This is a genomic window from Cellulomonas fengjieae, from assembly GCF_018388465.1.
Taxonomy (GTDB): Bacteria; Actinomycetota; Actinomycetes; order Actinomycetales; family Cellulomonadaceae; genus Cellulomonas; species Cellulomonas fengjieae.
The window spans coordinates 1,863,148-1,882,385 of record NZ_CP074404.1 but is presented as its reverse complement, the minus strand read 5'-3'; the positions used below and the strand labels follow the sequence as shown (position 1 = coordinate 1,882,385).

Below are 19,238 nucleotides of genomic sequence, written 5' to 3'. Positions count from 1 at the left end.
TCGAGTGAGTACTAGTACGCACATCCCCCGGCCGGGTCGCCTACGGATACTTGGTTCTGTCACGGTGCCGCTTCGGATGGGTGGGTCGAGATGGAGAGCATGGGGGCGCGGCCCCGACCAGACCCCGTGCAGGTGGCTCTGGCCGCGCTCGCGGACAGCCGCAGGTCGGGCGCCGTGTTCGTCGGTCCGTCAGGCAGCGGGAAGACCCATGCGCTGCGCGGTGTGATGCGCGGGTTGGGTAGCGCCCGCAAGATGAGTAGCCAGCCGCCGGTGCTCCCCGCGGGAGCGCTGCGGCCGCGGGCGATCCGGGCGCTGCTGGAACCGGACCCGCCCGAGCTGGCGCCATCGGGACGACGGATCCTGGCCGTCGACGACCTCGACCGGTGGAGCCCGTCCCTGCTGCACCTGCTGTCCGACGCCGTCGACGCGCGGCGTGCGGCACTGGTCGCGACCGTCCGGTCGTCCGCGCTCGAGCAGCTGCTGAGCCGGTTCCGGCCCGCAGAGGCGCCGGTCCTGGTCGAGCTGCCGCCGTGGCGGGCCGCGGACCTGTCCCACCACACGCGCGCGGTGCTCGACGGGCCTCTGCACCCCGTCGACGGCGCCGCACTCGTCCAGTTCAGCAGCGGCAACCCGCTGTGCCTGGTCGAGATGATCGAGCACGGCCGGCTCACGGGCCGGCTGCAGCGTCGGCACGCGGTGTGGTCCTGGGCGCTGCCGCTGACCGTGCCGCCGATCACCGCGGCGCGGGTGTGGTCGATCCTGGCGGACGAGCCCTCCGCGGTGCTGGAGGTGCTGACCACCCTCGCGATCGCCGAACCTCTGTCGCTGCCGGTCCTGGTGCGCGTGCACTCCCTCGCGGCGGTGACGGACGCCGAGGACCGCGGCTGGCTCATGAGTACGTCCACCCGGAACGGTGTGCTCGTCCACCTGACACGGCACCTCGACGGCCAGGTCGCGGCCGCGTCGGTCTCCCAGCTGCGCCAGCGCGCGCTGCGCGCCGCGCTGGTCGAGGCGCTCGCGGTGGAGAGGCACGGCGACGGCGACGCGATGGTCGCCGCCGTCGCCGCGTGCGTGCAGACCGGGGTCGGGCTGCCCGAGAGCGTCCGGATTCCCGCCGCAGCCACCGCCCTCCGGCGCCACCGGACCGCCCTCGCCGTGGAGCTCACCGACGAGATGCCGGACGCGGCCGCGGTGCAGGTGCGCGCGGCCGCGCTGGCGGAGCAGGGACGGTTCAGGGACGCCGCCATCACGCTCGGTGCGCCCATGCCCGCCGGCGGCGCCGAGCCTGCGGCATCGCCTGTACCCTCCGCCGGGCCGCCCTGGTCAGCCGCGCTGCGCGCGCTGGCCGGTGAGCCGGACGACTCCGACACCGTGGGGTCCGACCCGGTGGCGATGCTGTGCGCGGACTCCTGGTCCGGCCGGCGGTTGGAGGCGGCCGCCGCGGTAGGCGGCCGGTCGCTGGCGAGCACGCGGCTGCCCGAGCAGAGCCGCTCACTGCGCCTGGCCGCCACCAGCTGGGCGCACCTGCAGCTCGGGCAGGTCGAGCAGGCGCTGGATCTGGCCGGCACCGCGCCGGCCGGCCCGCCCGGCGTGGAGCGCACCACATCCGAGTGCCTGCTGGTGTTCACCGTGGGACTCGCCAACCTGGTCCGCGGCTCCGTCCGGGAGGCCGGTTCCCACGGCGAGCGTCTGTGCCGCGTCGGCATCGACGAGCAGTGGCACCTGGCCTACTGTTTGGGCGCCTTCTTGCGGGGCCGCGCCGCCGCCGCCGAGGCGCGGCCGGAGCTCGCGCGCCGTCGCCTGTCGGAGAGCGCCGCGTCGCTAGCGCAGGCGGCCCCCCTCGTGGACCGCCGCGGCATCCTGCAGGCCCTGGCCCTGGCCCACCGGATGTCGGGCCGCGAACCGGGCGCGGACAGCGCCGCTCCGGGTGACGCCCGGACCACGCCGGCGCCCCTTCTGCTGACCGAGCTGGGGCACCTCGCGGAAGCCGAGGCGTTGCTGCTCGGAGGCCGGCGGCGGGCCGCCGCCGAGCTCGCCGGACTGGTGGCCGACCGGGCCCGCACCGGGGGGTGGCCCCTCGTGCTCCTGCAGGCCCTCCACCTGGTCGCCCGGACCAATCCGTCCGCCGCGGTGGCCGACGAGCTCGCGCAGGTCGCCGACACCGCCGACTTCGACCTGGCGGTCCGGTACGGCGCACACGCCGTTGCGGCCGTGAGCGGCGACCGGCCGGGCCTGACCGACGCCGCGGAGCACTTCGAAGGGCTCGGTCTGCGCTGGCTCGCTGCAGAGACTGCCGCCGCCGCCCTGGCCGGTGCAGACCGCTCCCACCTGGGCGTGGAATGGGCCGCGCGGGCCACGCGGGTGCTGGGCCGCCTCGACCAGGAGGACGACGTGGCGCTGCCCGAGTCGTGGGGGGCCGCGTCTGCGCGGGTCGCCCGAGTGACCCCCCGGGAGCTGGAGATCGCGGAAGCCGTCGTGCGCGGCGAGACGTCCGCGCAGATCGCGCAACGGCTGAGCCTGTCCCGCCGGACCGTGGAGAACCACCTGCAGCACATCTACCGCAAGCTCGGCATCGCCCGCCGCGAGGACCTCGACCTGGCCTACGGCACCGTCGTACCGCGTGCGCCCGGCCACTCGCGCGGCTGACCACGGCGCACATCAACGACATCTTCGCCAGGATCGGAGCACAGTGCGATCGACGGACGCGTCGTGCTGGACGCTAGGCACGCGCGGGTCGCCCGGCGGTGCCACGCTGAGGCACCGCACCCGGGAGGTGACCATGTCCGAGAACGCGTTGGACCGCTACGACCGACTCGCGCCGGTCGGGTGCTCCGACCTGCGCGGGCTGTGGCGGGGCACCGGGGTGCCGACCGGCCACCGGCTCGACGGGGTGCTGGAACGGCTCGGGTGGTTCGGCAAGCGGTTCGACGACGACGACCGGGTTCAGCCGCTGGTCTTCCGCGGGCGGGGCGGTCTGACCGCCGTCAACCCGGCCCTGGTGCCGCTCGGCCTGGTCCTGCGCGTGGCTCCGTTGCTGGGCACGGCGCCCGCCGCGGGCGCGTTTGCGCTCGTCCGGCCCTTCATGACCACCCGTCGACCGCGGGCCCGGCTGCGCGAGGTCCGCTTCCGCGGCGTGGTCTCGGCGGCGCTCGTCTACGACGACCTGCCGGTGATCGACGTGTTCCGGGCCGTCGACGACGACACGGTGCTGGGTGCGATGGACGCGCGCGGGATGGCGCAGCCGTACCTGTTCCGGCTGCACCGCGTCACCGACCGGTGAGTCACCCGGGAGGTCGGGCTCAGACGGTCAGCAGCACCTTGACGGCGCGACGCTCGTCCATCGCACGGTAGCCCTCGGCGGCGTCCTCCAGCGGCAGCGTCAGGTCGAAGACCTTTCCGGGCTCGATCTCGCGGTCCCAGATCCGCCGGACCAGGTCCGGCAGGAACCGGCGCACGGGGGCCGGTCCACCGTGCAGGTGGATCCCCGCCCCGAACAGGTCCTCCCCCGGCAGGGAGACGCCGTGGGCGACGCCGACGAACCCGACGTGCCCGCCGGGCCGCGCGGCGTGGATGGCCTGCATCATCGACTCCTGGGTGCCTACCGCCTCGATGACGCTGTGCGCACCGAGCCCGCCCGTGAGCTCCCTGACGTGTGCCACGCCCGCATCTCCGCGTTCCGTGACGATGTCCGTCGCCCCGAAGCTGCGGGCCAGCGCCTGCCGCTCGGCGTGGCGCGACATCGCGATGATGCGCTCCGCCCCCAGCTCCCTCGCGGCCAGCACACCCATCAGTCCGACGGCCCCGTCGCCCACGACGGCGACCGTCCTGCCGGGACCGGCCTGCGCGGCGACGGCGGCGAACCACCCGGTGCCCAGGACGTCGGACGCCGCCAGCAGCGACGGGACCAGGTCGGCGTCGGGCTGCCCCGGGGTCGCGACGAGGGTGCCGTCGGCCAGGGGCACGCGCACCTTCTCGGCCTGGGTGCCGATGGTGCCCATGAGCACCCGGTGGATGCAGTACGCCTGATACCCGGACCGGCAGATCTCGCACGTGTTGTCGGAGGCCCAGAACGACCCGACGACGAAGTCACCGACCGCGACGTCCCGGACGCCGTCCCCGGCCTGCTCCACCACGCCGACGTACTCGTGGCCCATGGGCTGGTGGTCGACGGGCTCGGCACCCCGGTACGGCCACAGGTCGGAGCCGCAGATGCAGGTGGCCGTCAGCCGGACGATCGCGTCGGTCGGCTCGACGAGGGTCGGGTCCTCGCGGTCCTCCACCCGCACGTCCCCCGGGGCGTACATGACGACTCCACGCATGACGTACTCCTCGCTCGACCTAGGAGCCAGTGCATCCCACCGGGCGCGTGCGCGCCACCGCTCTACGCGGCCGGAGCCTCGGCAGCGCGCCTGATGGAGGCGGCCTCCGTCGCGACATAGCTCCTGGTCCTCGAGCCCGTCAGCAACCAGGCGAGCCCGGACAGCGGGCCGGACATCGTCAGGGCGAGCGTCAGCCGGCTCCCCTCCGGGTGCGGCTCGACGGCGTGCAGGCCGGTCACGGTGACGCCGGACGACCGGGACACCCACGTGAAGGACGACCCCTCGGACAGCTCCGTGACCGTCCATACCGCCGCGGCGAGCCGGGGCTGCTGCAACCGGGTCCGGGAACAGACGGCGAGCGGGCCGTCGTCCAGCCGCTCGACGGCCTCGACCGTCGGGATCCGCTCGGGCCAGCGCTCGACGTGGACGACGACGGCCCAGACCCGCTCGGGCGGGGCCGCGATGATGACCGTGTGCTGCACGCCGGGCATGCGCCGAGTGTAGTGACGGCCTCTCGCGGCGCGAGGAGTTTTTCCGGAGCGTGCGAGCCCGCTCCGGCCCGCGACCGGGCGCTAGTGGTGCTCGTGGTCCGCCCCACCATGGGTGCTTCGGCTCGTCGTGCCGCCGTGCCACTCGAGGAGCAGCAGGGCCGCGTCGTCCTGGATGTCGTTGCCGACCGTGTCGAGGAAGATCCGGGAGATGCCCTGGGCCACGCTGCGGGTGTGCTGGTCTGCGGTGTCGCGAAGCGCACCGGGCAGGTCGAAGCTCGCGGCGCTGCGCTCGAACATGCCGTCGGTCATGAGCAGCAACCGGTCGCCGGGGAACAGCTCGATCTCCTGCACCTGGAACTCGTGCTCCTGCAGCCCGAGCAACGGGTTGTTGGCCGGCGCGACGCTGGTGACCTGCCCGTCGCGGAGCAAGAGGGCGCCGGGGTGCCCCGCGTTGATGATCCGAGCCACCGTGCGGTCGTCGCCGCCGTCCTCGCCACCGGACGACCGCAGGTCCATCTCCAGGAGGATCCCCGTGACGAGGCTGCGGTCCCCGCCGTGCTCGAGCAGGGCGGTGTTGGCGGCGTTGGCCTGCTCGGCGAGGTCGGCACCCCGCCGCCGGGCGTTCCGCAGGGCATTCACCGAGAGGGTCGCCACCATGGCGGCGCCCAGGTCGTGACCCGTGGCGTCCGTGAGCGACGCCGTGAGGCGGTCGGAGGACGCGACGTAGTCGAAGGTGTCGCCGGCGGCGCTGGCGGAGGGTTCCAGCCATCCGGCGATCGTGAAGGATCCGCCCTCGCAGACGAACCCGGGCGGCAGGAGGCGTCGTTGGATCTCGCGGGCGAGCGTGAACTCGACCGGCCGCATGGCCGTCTCGTACTTGTCGGTGTGCCGCTGGTTCGCGATGAGGACATAGCCGAGGGCGTGTGCCACGGCGGCGAGATGCTCGGCTGTGGCCACGTCCTGCGTGGCGTCCTCGCCAGCGGTGCGCACGGGCATCTGGACGGCCAGCACGCCCAGGGCATCGCCGCGCACGGTCACCGGCGAGTACACCCATCCGTCCGGACCGTGCACGGTGCGCTGCTCGCGCCAGGCCCGCCCCGGCTCCGTGCGGTCGAGCTCGAATCGGCCCTCCGGGTCCGCAGGATCGACGAGCGTGCTCCCTGCAGCGTCGGCGATCAGGAACGTCGCGGACTGCACGCCGAGCGTCCGGCGCAGCTGGTCCGCGGCGACGGACATCGCCTCGGCAGGGGGGACGTCCTCCACGGCCGTGAGCAGCGCGGGGATGTCGACCTGGGCAAGAGAAGTCACGGCGCAACCATGTCACGGCCACCGAACGGCCGCCCGCCGGGACCTGCCCGAAGGGCTTCTCCCCCGCCCCTGCGGCCACCGTCGTCGAGCGAACCTCGCGGACCCAGGCCGCTCGTCAGGTGTCGTCCTCCGCCAGGTAGGGCGCGTCGGTGCTGAGCGGGTCCTCGGTGAGGCCGAGATCACCCAGCACGTCACGGTCGGTCGCCCCGTCGGTGCCTGCGGTGAGATCGTCGAACAGGACGTCCTGGTCGACGCGCGGGTCCTCGTCCTCGAAGGTCTCGTCGGCGTCGGCCAGCTCGAGCTGGTCGAGGACCACGTCCTCCTCCTCGACGACGTGGATCGCGCCCTCCTCCGCGCTGACCGTGCCGGCGGCCGACCCGGTCTCGATCGCGAACACGTCGGTGCCACCGGCCGCGACCGCATCGTCGTCCTCGACCAGCTGGCCCGCCCCGTCCGGTGTGACGTTCGGGTCGGCCGGCGCGACGTCCTCCCAGACCTCGGGCTCCTCCTCCTCGAGGCGCTGGGTGAGCGTCTCGCCGTGCGCCTCCTCCCATGCCGTCTCACCGAAGCGGTTCTGCCGCGGGTGGTCCGGCGGGGAGTAGCCCTCGTCGAGCATCGTGTCGTCGGTGGGCTCCGCCAACGTGTCCTCACCCGGGAGCTGGTTCGAGTCGCCCTCGGAGCCGAGGGCGGGGTCCGTGCGGGTGCCCGGTGTCTCGTCAGTCATGAATGCACGATGACACCGACCGACGTGCCCTGCGAGGCGGCGCCCGGCGGGTCCGAACTGCCGTACGGATCTCCAGGACCTTCCCCCGTCACTGCGCGCCTTCAAGCACGGTAGACGGGTCATCAAGCTCTACCGTGCAGACGCCTCGTAGGTGACCGGCACCGGGTGATGCCCGAGCCCTCATCTGCTGCGGAACCAGCGCGGCGGGGCTGGTGGCGGCACGCCTGGAGCTGCCGACGAGCCATGCCCGAGGCGTCCTGGTGAGCGGACGACGGCGAGCGGGCGCATGATCGATACAGCCCAGCGCTCCGGAGCTCACGCTCGGTGCGTTCGGGGAGTTGCCGCACGAGAGTCACCACGCCGCCGAAGCCGCGCGGCGAAGGCACATCGGAGGTAGCAGATGAACGGCGCGATCGTGGTGGGGTACGACGGTTCACCCCAGGCTCAGCAGGCTCTGGCGTGGGCCGCGCAGGAGGCTCGCAGAGAACGCCGCGCGCTGCGGCTCGTGCACGTGGGAGAGGGCGACGGTCAGTCGCTCGACGCGGCGGTGGAACGCGTGCGCTCCGAGGCCCCGGGCGTGGAGGTGACCGCGGACGTCGAGGCGGACCGCAGCGTCCCGCGCGCGCTGATCAGGCTGAGCAGCGACGCCCACCTCCTGGTGGTGGGATCACGCGGACGCGGCGGGTTCGAGGGCCTGCTGCTGGGTTCCGTGAGCAGCGCTGTCGCGGCGCACGCCCACTGCCCGGTTGTCGTCGTCCGCCAGGTTCCCGACGCCTCCTCGACGTCGGGCGTGCGACCCGTCGTCGTCGGGGTCGACGGCTCACCGACGAGCGTCCGTGCGATCGACCTGGCCTTCGACCAGGCATCGTGGAGGAACGCTCCCCTCGTCGCGGTGCACGCCTGGGACCTGCCGGCCATGATGGGCCCGGTCCCGCCGTGGACCCTCGAGGAGGTCGAGCAGCTGCTGGTCACCGAGAAGGCCGTGGTGGCGGAGAGCCTGGCGGGCCATGCCGACCGGTACCCGGACGTCAAGGTCGAGACGGTGGTGCAGCTCGGCGCCCCCGCGCCGGTCGTCCTCGACGCAGCCAGCGACGCGCAGCTGCTGGTCGTCGGCTCCCGCGGCCGGGGAGGCTTCGGTGGCCTGCTGCTGGGCTCGGTCAGCCAGGTGGTCGTGTCGCACGCGAGCTGCCCCGTCGTCGTCGTCCAGCCGTCGGTGGGTTGACAGGCCACGGCCTCGACGCCGTCGGCGGACGTCGAGGTATGGCGCCCGCCCGGCTTGTGGCGTAGAACGGGTCGCATGTTCGAAGAAGGACAGCTGTACGCCCCCGTCACCGCCGACGAGGACGGCACGGTCACGGTGCACCTCGCCGACGACCACCCGGGTGCCCAGGACCAGGACTACCGCCGCCGCCGTGAGGCGATCGCCGGTCCGGCCCTGGGCTGGCAGCCCGGGGACCCGGTACCGCGCGTCGAGTACACGGACGCGGAGAACGAGATCTGGGCGACCGTGTGCCGGGAGCTGGCGCCCAAGCACGAGCGCCTCGCGATCCGCGGCTTCCTGGAGGGCAAGGAGGCCCTGGGCCTGCCCACCGACCACGTGCTGCAGCTCGACGAGGTCAGTGCGGGGCTCGGGTCGCTCAGCGACTTCCGGCTGCATCCCGCGGCGGGGCTCGTGCCGCTCGACGTGTTCTACGGCTCGCTCGCGGACGGGGTGTTCCACTCCACCCAGTACCTGCGGCACGGTTCGCAACCGCTGTACACCCCGGAGCCGGACGTCATCCATGAGGTGGTCGGGCACTGCAACCTGCTGGCGAATCCCGGCATCGCCGAGGTCAAGCGGCGGGCCGGCGAGGCTGCACGCCGGTGCCAGACGCCCGAGGGCCTGCAGTACGTGGCCGACGTCTTCTGGTTCACCATCGAGTTCGGCGTGATGTACGAGCACGGCGAGCTGCGCGCGTACGGCGCCGGGCTGCTGTCCTCCTACGGCGAGATCGAGGAGTTCCGTGGCGCGGACGTGCGCCCGGTCGACTTCCACCAGATGGCTACGTTGGAGTACGACATCAGCCACTACCAGCCGATCCTGTTCGCCTGCGACGGCATGAGCGAGCTCACCGACCGGGTGGGTGGCTTCTTTGCCGAGTTCGACGACGAGACACCCGCCCGGCTGGCCCACGACGCCGCGTAGACGGAGCTACGCCTGCGCCACCCGCTCCGGGACACGCAGGTGCTGGCGGAAGAACGCCGCGAGGGCGTCCGTCGCGTCGAGCGGCAGGACGGCGGCGACGTACTGGTCGGGCCGCACGACGACGACGCAGCCGCCCCGGTCCACGCCGCGCAGCTCGAAGATGTCGTCGTCCGGGTGGGTGGCGAACACGTTCTCGTAGTCGACGAGCTGGAACGGACCTGTCCGTGGCAGGAACGGCTCCGGCACGGCCGCGAGATCGACGTCGACATGTCGCTGCTGGTAGACGGCCTTGAGGTCGACGACGCCCTGGCTCAGCGGGGAGTCCGGCGCGCCGGCCATCCACTCGGCCCACGTCGACAGGAGGGAGGCGTCCTCGTCGGCGAACGCGTACACGCGCCAGCGACCGTCCGCGCGGTGCTGGTGCCCGAGGTGCAGGGGGTTCGCGTCGGCGACGCGAACCACGGGGACGGACTTGAACCGCTTGCCCACCGGGAAGCCGGTGGCGAGCGCCTGGTGGACCGGCTCGGCGACGATCATCGACGGCGGGTACTGCGTCATGAATCCGAACAGGAACTCTGTGGTGCGCACATAGAAGTCCGCGAGCGCGCCGGGGTCCCCCAGCTCCTCCGGCGGCGTTGCCATCAGCGTCGACCACTCCTTGTCGAAGTCGATGAGGTTCTGGGCCACCGCCTGACGCTCCGCGGAGTACGTGGCCAGCAGGCTCTCCGGGCTGCGGCCCGTGAGCACGTACCCGAGCTTCCACGCCAGGTTGAAGCCGTCCTGCATGGAGACGTTCATGCCCTGACCGGCCTTGGCGCTGTGCGTGTGGCAGGCGTCGCCCGCGATGAACACCCGGGGGGTCCGCGTGCCCCGCTCCTCGACCCGGACGTCGTCGAACCGGTCCGTCAGCCGGTGTCCGACCTCGTAGACGCTGTGCCAGGCCACGTCCCGCACGTCGAGCGTGTACGGGTGCAGGATCGCCTGCGCGCGCGCGACGATCTGCTCGATCGTGGTGCTGCGCACCTCGTGGTGACCGTCGGGGTCGACCTCGCCGAGGTCGACGTACATGCGGAACAGGTGCCCGCCCTCGCGCGGGATGAGCAGGATGCTGCCCCCTGTACCCGACTGGATCGCGCACTTGAGGCGGATGTCCGGGAAGTCGGTGACGGCCAGGACGTCCATCACGCCCCAGGCGTGGAAGGCCGCGTTCCCCGCCATGGTGCAGCCGATCGACGCACGTACCCGGCTGCGGGCACCGTCGGCACCCAGGACGTACTTGGCTCGCACCACCTTCACCTGCCCGGCGCGCCTGAGCGTGACGTCCACGTGGTCGCCGTACCGCACCAGGCCCTCGAACTCGTAGCCGTAGTCGGGAACCATCCGGCTCGGCGAGCTCGCCATGTACTCGGCGAAGTAGTCGAGCACCCGCGCCTGGTTGACGATCAGGTGCGGGAACTCGCTGATGCCGCCGGGGTCGTCGGCCGGGCGCTCGCCGCGCACGATGCGCGAGGGATCCGTGCGGTCCGGGTGCCAGAAGCACATCTCGGTGATCCGGTACGCCTCCTCGGCGATCCGCCCGGCGAAGCCGAACGCCTGGAACGTCTCGACGCTGCGCGCCTGGATCCCGTCCGCCTGCCCGATCGGGAGCCGACCCTCGCGGCGTTCGACGATCCGGGTGGTGACCTCGGGGAACTGGGAGAGCTGTGCGGCGGCGATCATCCCTGCCGGCCCGGAGCCGACGATGAGGACGTCCACCTCGTCGGGGAGCTCGTCGGGCCGGTCGAGGCCGACGCCTGCCGCGGGCTGGATCCGCGGATCGCCGGAGACGTAGCCGTGGTGGTGGAACTGCATGGGACCGACTCCCCTGACGCCGCTGTCGAGGTGAACGGATCGTATATTATCCCCAGAACCGCAACGCCGCGGTCGCCCCGGACCGAGAGGCCCCCGCCATGACGACGGTCTCCGCGCACGTCGCCATCACGCTCGCCGCCCACGTGGACCACGTCTTCGGAGTCATGGGCAACGGCAACGCGTACTTCCTCGACGCCCTGACGCGCCAGACCGACGCCGACTTCGTCCCGGTGCGACACGAGGCAGGCGCCGTCGTCGCCGCCGACGCGTTCCACCGGTCCTCCGGGCGGCTGGCCGCGGCGACCACGACGTACGGGGCGGGGTTCACCAACACCCTGACCGCCCTGGCCGAGGCGGTGCAGGCGCACGTGCCGCTCGTGCTCGTCGTGGGCGACGAGCCGACGTCGGGACCGCGCCCCTGGGACGTCGACCAGATCGCGATGGCGTCGGCCGTCGGCGCCCGCACCTACACCGTGGGACGCACGGACGCCGCCGCCACGACCGTCATCGCCGTCGAGCACGCGCTGACGTACCGGGTGCCGACCGTCCTCGCGATCCCGTACGACGTCGCGACCCTCGACACCGGCGGGGTGCCCGAGACACCGACCCCGCGACTGCCCGCGCCGCTGGCCGTCAGGGGAGAGTTCGCCCACGGCGTGGTGCGCGAGATCGCGGCGGCCCTGGCCACGGCGCGCCGGCCGCTGCTGCTGGCCGGCCGCGGTGCCTGGTTGGCCGGCGCGGGCGAGGCGCTCGGTGCACTCGCCGACGCGACCGGTGCCCTCACCACGACCACGGCGCTCGGACGGGGCATCTTCCCCCGCAACGAGTTCGACCTCGGAGTCGCCGGCGGGTTCGGTGCCGAGGAGGCGATGGCGCTGGTCCGCGAGGCGGATGTCGCGGTGGTCGTCGGCGCGGCGCTCAACCAGTTCACGATGCGGTTCGGCGAGCTGTTCGCCCCCGGCTGCCGGCTCTTCCAGGTCGACGTGGCGCCCGCGGCCACGCACCCGCACGTCAGCGGGTACGTCCGCGGGGACGCCGCAGTGGTCGCGGGAGCGATCCTGGGCGAGCTCACGGGTGCGCCGAGCGGGTGGCGCGAGTCCGTCGACCTCACGACCGCCCGACAGCACGACGCCGGCGACGGGATCGCGGCGGACGGGCGGCTGGACCCCCGGTCGGCGGCGGCCCGCCTGGCGGAGCTGCTGCCCGAGGACCGCGTGGTCGTCTCCGACGGCGGGCACTTCCTCGGCTGGTCGAACATGTACTGGCCGGTGTCCGCACCGGACCGGATGGTCATGGTCGGCACCGCGTTCCAGTCGATCGGGCTCGGTTTCCCCAGCGTCGTCGGCGCCGCGCTCGCCCGGCCCGAGGCGACGGTGGTCCTGACCACGGGCGACGGGGGCGGGCTCATGGCCCTGTCCGACCTCGAGTCGGCGGTCCGGGTCGCAGGTGGCCGAGGGATCGCCGTCGTGTGGAACGACGGGGCCTACAGCGCCGAGGTGCACCTGTACGGACGCAAGGGTCTGGCGCCCGACCCCATGCTCATCCCGGAGGTCGACTTCGCCGCCGTCGCCACGGCGCTCGGTGCCGAGGGCGTCGCCGTGTGCTCGGTGGAGGACCTGGAGGTGCTCACCACGTGGAGTGCCCGCCCGCCGGCGGACCGCCCGTTCCTCCTGCTGGACCTCCGGATCTCCGGTGCCGTGGTCGCGCCGTTCTGGGAGGAGATCGCCCAGGCGAGCGGGTGACCCGTGACCGACGACCGCACACGACCCCTGACCAGACGGGCGAGGACCACATGACCGACGAGAGCACCGGCACCGACCACCGCTTCTCCGCCCTGCCCGGCCGTCCCGGCAAGATCATCGCGGTGCACCTGAGCTACGCCTCCCGCGCCGACCAGCGCGGCCGCCGGCCCTCCGACCCCTCGTACTTCCTCAAGCCGTCGAGCTCAGTGGCAGCGTCCGGCGGCACGGTCGAGCGCCCGCACGGCACCGAGCTGCTGGCCTTCGAGGGCGAGGTCGCGCTGGTCATCGGCACGACCGCCCGGCACGTGCCCGTCGAGCACGCGTGGGAGCACGTCGCCTGGGTCACGGCGGCCAACGACCTCGGGCTGTACGACCTGCGCGCCAACGACAAGGGCTCCAACGTCCGGTCCAAGGGCGGCGACGGGTTCACGCCGATCGGACCCGAGCTGCTCGACGCCCGGGCGGTCCGGCCCGACGCGCTGCGCGTCCGGGCCTGGGTCAACGGCGAGCTCCGCCAGGACGACACCACCGCGGGGCTCCTCTTCCCGCTCCCCCGGCTGGTGGCCGATCTGTCGCAGCACCTCACGCTCGAGCCGGGCGACGTCATCCTCACCGGCACGCCCGCCGGCTCCTCGGTCGTGGTCCCCGGGGACGTCGTCGAGGTCGAGGTCGACGCACCGGACGCGCCGGGGGCGCCGACCTCCGGCCGGCTCGTCACGACCGTCACCCAGGGCGAGCACCCGTTCGACGACGCGCTCGGGTCGCTGCCCGCCGTCGACGACGTCCAGCGTGCCGAGGCGTGGGGGGCACCGTCCCCGCGGTCGTCCGTCCTCACCCCGGAGCTGCGCGCGAAGCTGCTCCGTGCACCGGTCGCCGCGCTCAGCGCCCAGCTGCGCAAGCGGGGTCTCGACGAGGTGACGATCGACGGCGTCCTGCCGATGCACCCGTCCGCCACGCTGGTCGGCACCGCGCGCACCCTGCGGTTCCTGCCGGGACGCGAGGACCTGTTCGCCCGGCACGGCGGCGGCTACAACGCGCAGAAGCGCGCCTTCGACACCGTGGAGCCCGGCGAGGTGCTCGTCATCAGCGCGCGCGGCGAGACCGGGTCGGGGACGCTCGGTGACATCCTCGCCCTGCGCGCGCACGCGCAGGGCGCCGCCGGCATCGTCACGGACGGCGGTGTCCGTGACCACGACGCCGTGGCCGCGGTCGGCATCCCGGTGTACTCGGCCGGGGCCCATCCGGCCGTCCTCGGCCGGCGCCACGTGCCGTGGGACCTCGACGTCGCGATCGCGTGCGGCGGGACGACCGTCGAGCCCGGCGACGTCGTCGTCGGTGACCGCGACGGCGTCGTCGTCATCCCCCCGGCCCTCGTCGAGGAGGTGGTCGACGCCGCCCTGGCCCAGGAGGAGGAGGACGGCTGGATCGCCGAGCAGGTGGCGGCCGGACACCCGATCGAGGGTCTCTTCCCGATGAACCCGCAGTGGAGGTCGAGGTACGACGCATGGCGCGCGAGCCGGTGAGCCAGGACGCTCCCGCCGGGAGCAAGTCGCAGCGTGCCTACCACTGGATCAAGGAGCGGATCGCCCGTGAGGAGCTCGCGCCGGGGTACCGGCTGGTCCTCGGGTCCATCGCGGACGAGCTCGGGATGAGCGTCGTGCCGGTGCGGGAGGCGATCCGCCGGCTGGAGGCTGAGAGCCTGGTGACCTTCGAGCGGAACGTCGGCGCCCGCGTGGCGATGATCGACGACTCGCAGTACCGCCACAGCATGGAGACGCTGGCCATCCTCGAGGGGGCGGCCACGGCGCTCGCGGCGCGGCACCTGAGCGTGGACGACGTCCGACGAGCCCGCCTGCTCAACCGCCGTCTCGTCGAGTTGCTCGACGACTTCGACCCCCGGCTCTTCACCTCGCTGAACCAGCAGTTCCACTCGGCGCTCTTCACCTCCTGCCCGAACCCGCACCTGCTCGCGCTCGTCGAGGCGGAGTGGGTGCGGCTGGGGCACCTGCGCGACTCGACGTTCAGCTTCGTGCCCGGTCGCGCGCGGGAGTCCGTGCGGGAGCACGAGTCCATCGTCGACCTCGTCGAGGCCGGCGCACCCCTGGCGGACATCGAGCGTGCGGCCCGGTCGCACCGTTCGGCCACGCTCACCGCCTACCTCAGCCACGAGCACCCCGAGGCGCCGGTCGACGCCGACGTGACCAGGGACCGAGAGGTGATCCGATGACCCCGCACCATGTCCCGGCGGACCTGCCCGAGCGCATCCAGCACTACATCGGCGGCGCGCACGTCGACTCGATGGACGGGTCGACGTTCGAGGTCCTGGGTCCCGTCTCCAACGAGACGTACCTGCGCGCTGCCGCGGGCAAAGCGGCGGACATCGATCGGGCCGTCATCGCGGCGCGGCGGGCGTTCGACGACGGTCCCTGGCCCCGGATGCTGCCGCGTGAACGCTCGCGGATCCTGCACCGTGTCGCCGACCTCGTCGAGTCGCGCGACGCCCGCCTCGCCGAGCTCGAGAGCTTCGACTCCGGGCTGCCGATCACCCAGGCACTCGGGCAGGCGCGCCGAGCGGCCGAGAACTTCCGGTTCTTCGCCGACCTCGTCGTCGCCCAGACCGACGACGCCTTCAAGGTGCCGGGCCGGCAGATCAACTACGTCAACCGCAAGCCGATCGGCGTGGCGGGGCTCATCACGCCGTGGAACACCCCCTTCATGCTCGAGTCCTGGAAGCTCGGACCCGCGCTGGCCACCGGCAACACGGTCGTGCTCAAGCCGGCGGAGTTCACACCGCTCTCGGCGTCCCTGTGGGCGGGGATCTTCGAGGAGGCCGGGCTGCCCGAGGGCGTCTTCAACCTCGTGCACGGGATCGGTGAGGAGGCGGGCGACGCGCTCGTGCGGCACCCGGACGTCCCGCTGATCTCGTTCACCGGTGAGAGCCGGACCGGGCAGCTCATCTTCGCCAACGCGGCCCCGCACCTGAAGGGCCTGTCGATGGAGCTCGGCGGCAAGTCCCCCGCCGTCGTGTTCGCCGACGCGGACCTCGAGGCGGCGATCGACGCCACGATCTTCGGGGTGTTCTCGCTCAACGGCGAACGGTGCACGGCGGGCAGCCGGATCCTCGTGCAGCGCGAGATCTACGACGAGTTCGTCGAGCGCTATGCCGCCCAGGCCACCCGTGTCGTCGTCGGTCCCCCGCACGACCCGGCGACCGAGGTCGGCGCCCTCGTGCACCCGGAGCACTACGCCAAGGTCATGGAGTACATCGAGCTCGGCCGGACCGAGGGGCGCCTCGTCGCGGGAGGCGGGCGCCCGGAGGGCTTCCCCGCCGGCAACTACGTGGCTCCCACCGTCTTCGCCGACGTCGCCCCGGACGCCCGCGTGTTCCAGGAGGAGATCTTCGGCCCGGTGGTCGTCATCACGCCGTTCGACTCCGACGAGGAGGCGCTCGCGCTCGCCAACGGCGTGCGCTACGGGCTCGCGGCCTACGTATGGACGAACGACCTGCGGCGGGCGCACACCTTCGCCCAGGCGCTCGAGACGGGCATGGTCTGGCTCAACAGCAACAACGTCCGGGACCTGCGCACCCCGTTCGGGGGCGTCAAGGCCTCCGGGCTCGGGCACGAGGGCGGGTACCGCTCGATCGACTTCTACACGCACCAGCAGGCGGTGCACGTCACGCTCGGCGGCGCGCACAACCCGACCTTCGGCAAAGGACTCTGACGTGAGCGCGACGCCCCTCACCCCGCACGGGCCCGAGCCCGTCGTCACCGCCGACGACACGATCCGGGCGGCGGACGCCATCCCGACGCCGGCCTGCCCGCCGCCCGACATCCTGCGCGCCGCCTCCATGGAGCTCGTCGTCACCGACCTCCCGGCGGCCCGGAGCTTCTACGTCGACGTGCTCGGCCTCGTGGTGACCGAGGAGGACGAGACAGGCGTCTACCTGCGCAGCTTCGAGGAGTTCATCCACCACAACCTCGTGCTGCGTGCGGGGCCGGTGGCCGCGGTCGCCGCGCTGTCCTACCGGGTTCGCGCGCCCGAGGACCTCGACAAGGCGGTCGCGTTCTACCGCGAGCTGGGATGCCGGGTCGAGCGCCGGGCCGACGGCTTCACCACAGGGGTCGGCGACTCCGTGCGCGTGCAGGACCCGCACGGTTTCCCGTACGAGTTCTTCCACGACGTCCAGCACGTCGAGCGGCTCGCCTGGCGCTACGACCTGTACACCCCGGGCGTGCTCGTGCGCCTGGACCACTTCAACCAGGTCACGCCCGACGTGCCGCGCGCGGTGAGGCACCTGGAGGACCTCGGGTTCCGCGTGACCGAGGACATCCAGGACGAGGCGGGCACCACCTACGCCGCGTGGATGCGCCGCAAGCCCACCGTCCACGACACCGCGATGACGGGCGGGAACGGACCGCGCCTGCACCACGTCGCGTTCGCGACCCACGAGAAGCACAACATCCTGGCCATCTGCGACAAGCTCGGCGCGCTGCGGATGTCGGACCGGATCGAGCGCGGCCCCGGCCGGCACGGGGTGTCGAACGCGTTCTACCTGTACCTGCGCGACCCCGACGGGCACCGCATCGAGATCTACACGCAGGACTACTACACCGGGGACCCGGACAACCCGGTGGTCACCTGGGACGTGCACGACAACCAGCGCCGCGACTGGTGGGGCAACCCGGTGGTCCCCTCCTGGTACACCGAGGCGTCGCTCGTCCTCGACCTCGATGGCGTCCCGCAGCCGGTCGTCGCACGCACGGACAGCAGCGAGATGGAGGTCACCATCGGCGCCGACGGGTTCTCCTACACGCGCAAGGGCGACGGGCCCGAGGAGCTGCCGAGCTGGAAGCAGGGCGAGTACAAGCTGGGGCACCAGCTGTGAGCGACCGTGTGCTGTCGCCAGACGCCGTCGCGGCCGTCGCCGACGAGCTGGCCGCGGCCGAACGTGACCGCACCATGGTGCCGCTGCTCACGGCGCGCCACCCCGGCATGACCGTCGAGGACGCCTACGCCGTGCAGAGCGAGTGGCGCAGGCGCGCCATCGCCGCGGGCAGGCGGCCCGTCGGCCGCAAGATCGGCCTGACCTCCAAGGCCATGCAGGCGGCCACGGGCATCGACGAGCCGGACTACGGGTCGATCTTCGCGGACATGGTCTACGAGGACGGGTCGGTGATCGAGCACGACCGGTTCTCGAGCGTGCGCATCGAGGTCGAGCTCGCGTTCCGGCTGGCCGAGCCGGTCGAGGGACCGGACGCGACGATCATCGACGTGCTGGCCGCCACCGAGCACGTGGTGCCCGCGCTGGAGATCCTGTCCTCACGCATCGCGCTCCAGGGCCGCACGATCGTCGACACCATCAGCGACAACGCCGCGATGGGGGCGATGGTCCTCGGCGGCACCCCCGTCCGGCCCGACGACGTCGACCTGCGCTGGGTCCCCGCACTGCTGCACCGCAACGAGACGATCGAGGAGTCCGGCGTGGCCGGGGCAGTGCTGGGCCACCCCGCCATGGGCGTCGTGTGGCTGGCGAACAAGCTGGCCCAGCACGGCGACCGGCTCGAGGCGGGCGAGCTGGTGCTCGCCGGCTCGTTCACCCGCCCGATCTGGGTGCACCCGGGCGACACCGTGCTCGCCGACTATCACGACCTGGGGACGATCACATGCCGCTTCCGCTGACACCGACGTTCCGCGACGCCCTCGCGCGAGCGGACCGCCCGCTGACCGGCATGTGGGTGTGCACCGGCAGCCCGCTCGTCGCGGAGATCTGCGCGGGCTCCGGGCTCGACTGGCTGCTGGTCGACATGGAGCACTCCCCCAACGGCCTGGAGTCGGTGCTGGCCCAGCTGCAGGCGATCGCCGCGTACCCCGTCACCCCGGTCGTGCGGGTACCGACCGGTGACGTCGTCACGATCAAGCAGGTCCTGGACCTCGGGGCGCAGAACCTCCTCGTGCCCATGGTGTCGTCGGCACAGCAGGCGCAGGCGGTCGTCGAGGCCGTCCGCTACCCACCGCGTGGGCGCCGGGGCGTCGGGTCCGCGCTGGCCCGCTCGGCCCGGTGGAACCGCGTCGAGGGGTACCTCCAGGATGCTGACCGGCACGTGTCTCTGGTGGTGCAGATCGAGACCGCCGAGGGCGTCGAGGCCGCGGCCGACATCGCGGCGATCGACGGCGTCGACGGCGTCTTCGTCGGGCCGTCCGACCTCGCCGCCTCGATGAGGCTGCTCGGCCGGCAGGACCATCCGGACGTCGTCGCCGCCGTGCACCGCACGTTCGAGGCCGTGCGCGCGGCCGGCAAGCCCGTCGGTGTCAACGCGTTCGACCCTGCCCTGGCCCGCGGCTACGTCGGTGCCGGCGCCACCTTCGTGCTCGTCGGGGCCGACGTGACTCTCCTCGCGCGCGGGTCCGAGGCGCTCGCTGAGCAGTTCGGGTCCGCAGCCGCGGAGGGCACAAGCTCCTGACGCTCGCATGGCCGGGGCCCAGCCGACGCAGAACCTGGTTCAATCGCGTGCCCAGGTAGTTCACCTATGTGCGCGAACCCGACGACGACTGAGCGGAAGGTGCGCCGGGACAGGCCCATGGGGTTCGTCCTGCGAGCTCCGGCACAGGGCGAGG

General features: G+C 72.8%; 16 protein-coding genes. 11 read left to right on the top strand and 5 right to left on the bottom strand.

Translation table 11 applies throughout. The features are described from left to right. Positions 1–252: 252 nt before the first annotated feature. A complete protein-coding gene (locus KG102_RS08710; protein ID WP_208289958.1) occupies positions 253–2,646 on the top strand; it encodes a helix-turn-helix transcriptional regulator in 2,394 nt (797 codons plus the stop codon). Between the two features lie 133 nt (positions 2,647–2,779). Then, positions 2,780–3,280, top strand: a complete 501-nt coding sequence (locus KG102_RS08705; RefSeq protein WP_208213484.1) for a DUF4334 domain-containing protein — start codon at positions 2,780–2,782, stop codon at positions 3,278–3,280. A 19-nt stretch (positions 3,281–3,299) separates the two neighbouring features. On the opposite strand, the gene KG102_RS08700 is transcribed toward KG102_RS08705, so the two are convergent. From KG102_RS08700 to KG102_RS08685, 4 genes are all read right to left on the bottom strand, one after another. Continuing rightward, entirely contained in the window at positions 3,300–4,319 is a 1,020-nt protein-coding gene (locus KG102_RS08700) for a zinc-dependent alcohol dehydrogenase family protein (RefSeq protein WP_208213485.1), read from the bottom strand. A 62-nt stretch (positions 4,320–4,381) separates the two neighbouring features. After that, positions 4,382–4,810 (bottom strand): SRPBCC family protein, encoded by a 429-nt coding sequence (locus KG102_RS08695; protein WP_208289959.1) that lies wholly within the window; start codon positions 4,808–4,810, stop codon positions 4,382–4,384. 81 nt (positions 4,811–4,891) lie between these two features. After that, complete coding sequence (locus KG102_RS08690) at positions 4,892–6,118, bottom strand: PP2C family protein-serine/threonine phosphatase (RefSeq protein WP_208289960.1); 1,227 nt, start codon at positions 6,116–6,118, stop codon at positions 4,892–4,894. A 115-nt stretch (positions 6,119–6,233) separates the two neighbouring features. Next, positions 6,234–6,842, bottom strand: coding sequence for a DUF5709 domain-containing protein (locus KG102_RS08685; protein ID WP_208289961.1), 609 nt, complete (start codon positions 6,840–6,842; stop codon positions 6,234–6,236). A 400-nt stretch (positions 6,843–7,242) separates the two neighbouring features. Here KG102_RS08685 and KG102_RS08680 point away from each other — a divergent pair, with 400 nt between their 5' ends. Continuing rightward, entirely contained in the window at positions 7,243–8,064 is an 822-nt protein-coding gene (locus KG102_RS08680) for a universal stress protein (RefSeq protein ID WP_208289962.1), read from the top strand. A 75-nt stretch (positions 8,065–8,139) separates the two neighbouring features. Continuing rightward, positions 8,140–9,027 carry a phenylalanine 4-monooxygenase gene (locus KG102_RS08675; RefSeq protein WP_208289963.1) on the top strand — a complete coding sequence of 296 codons (888 nt, stop codon included), beginning with the start codon at positions 8,140–8,142 and terminating at the stop codon, positions 9,025–9,027. Positions 9,028–9,033: 6 nt separating this feature from the next. On the opposite strand, the gene KG102_RS08670 is transcribed toward KG102_RS08675, so the two are convergent. Next, positions 9,034–10,878 carry an FAD-binding monooxygenase gene (locus KG102_RS08670; RefSeq protein ID WP_208289964.1) on the bottom strand — a complete coding sequence of 615 codons (1,845 nt, stop codon included), beginning with the start codon at positions 10,876–10,878 and terminating at the stop codon, positions 9,034–9,036. Positions 10,879–10,976: 98 nt separating this feature from the next. Here KG102_RS08670 and KG102_RS08665 point away from each other — a divergent pair, with 98 nt between their 5' ends. From KG102_RS08665 to KG102_RS08635, 7 genes are all read left to right on the top strand, one after another. Continuing rightward, entirely contained in the window at positions 10,977–12,620 is a 1,644-nt protein-coding gene (locus KG102_RS08665) for a thiamine pyrophosphate-binding protein (protein WP_208289965.1), read from the top strand. A gap of 50 nt (positions 12,621–12,670) precedes the next feature. Further along, positions 12,671–14,143 (top strand): fumarylacetoacetate hydrolase family protein, encoded by a 1,473-nt coding sequence (locus KG102_RS08660; protein WP_208289966.1) that lies wholly within the window; start codon positions 12,671–12,673, stop codon positions 14,141–14,143. Next, a complete protein-coding gene (locus KG102_RS08655; RefSeq protein WP_208213494.1) occupies positions 14,125–14,847 on the top strand; it encodes a GntR family transcriptional regulator in 723 nt (240 codons plus the stop codon). Before KG102_RS08660 ends, KG102_RS08655 begins: the two co-directional genes overlap by 19 nt. Beyond that, complete coding sequence (gene hpaE / locus KG102_RS08650; protein WP_208289967.1) at positions 14,844–16,343, top strand: 5-carboxymethyl-2-hydroxymuconate semialdehyde dehydrogenase; 1,500 nt, start codon at positions 14,844–14,846, stop codon at positions 16,341–16,343. The genes KG102_RS08655 and hpaE overlap by 4 nt, the downstream gene beginning before the upstream one ends. 61 nt (positions 16,344–16,404) lie before the next feature. After that, on the top strand, positions 16,405–17,508 hold the full coding sequence (gene hpaD / locus KG102_RS08645) for a 3,4-dihydroxyphenylacetate 2,3-dioxygenase (protein WP_249667544.1): 1,104 nt from the start codon (positions 16,405–16,407) through the stop codon (positions 17,506–17,508). A 74-nt stretch (positions 17,509–17,582) separates the two neighbouring features. Continuing rightward, a complete protein-coding gene (locus KG102_RS08640) occupies positions 17,583–18,302 on the top strand; it encodes a 2-keto-4-pentenoate hydratase (protein ID WP_243884821.1) in 720 nt (239 codons plus the stop codon). After that, positions 18,287–19,084, top strand: coding sequence for an HpcH/HpaI aldolase family protein (locus tag KG102_RS08635; RefSeq protein ID WP_208289969.1), 798 nt, complete (start codon positions 18,287–18,289; stop codon positions 19,082–19,084). The genes KG102_RS08640 and KG102_RS08635 overlap by 16 nt, the downstream gene beginning before the upstream one ends. Positions 19,085–19,238 lie beyond the last annotated feature (154 nt).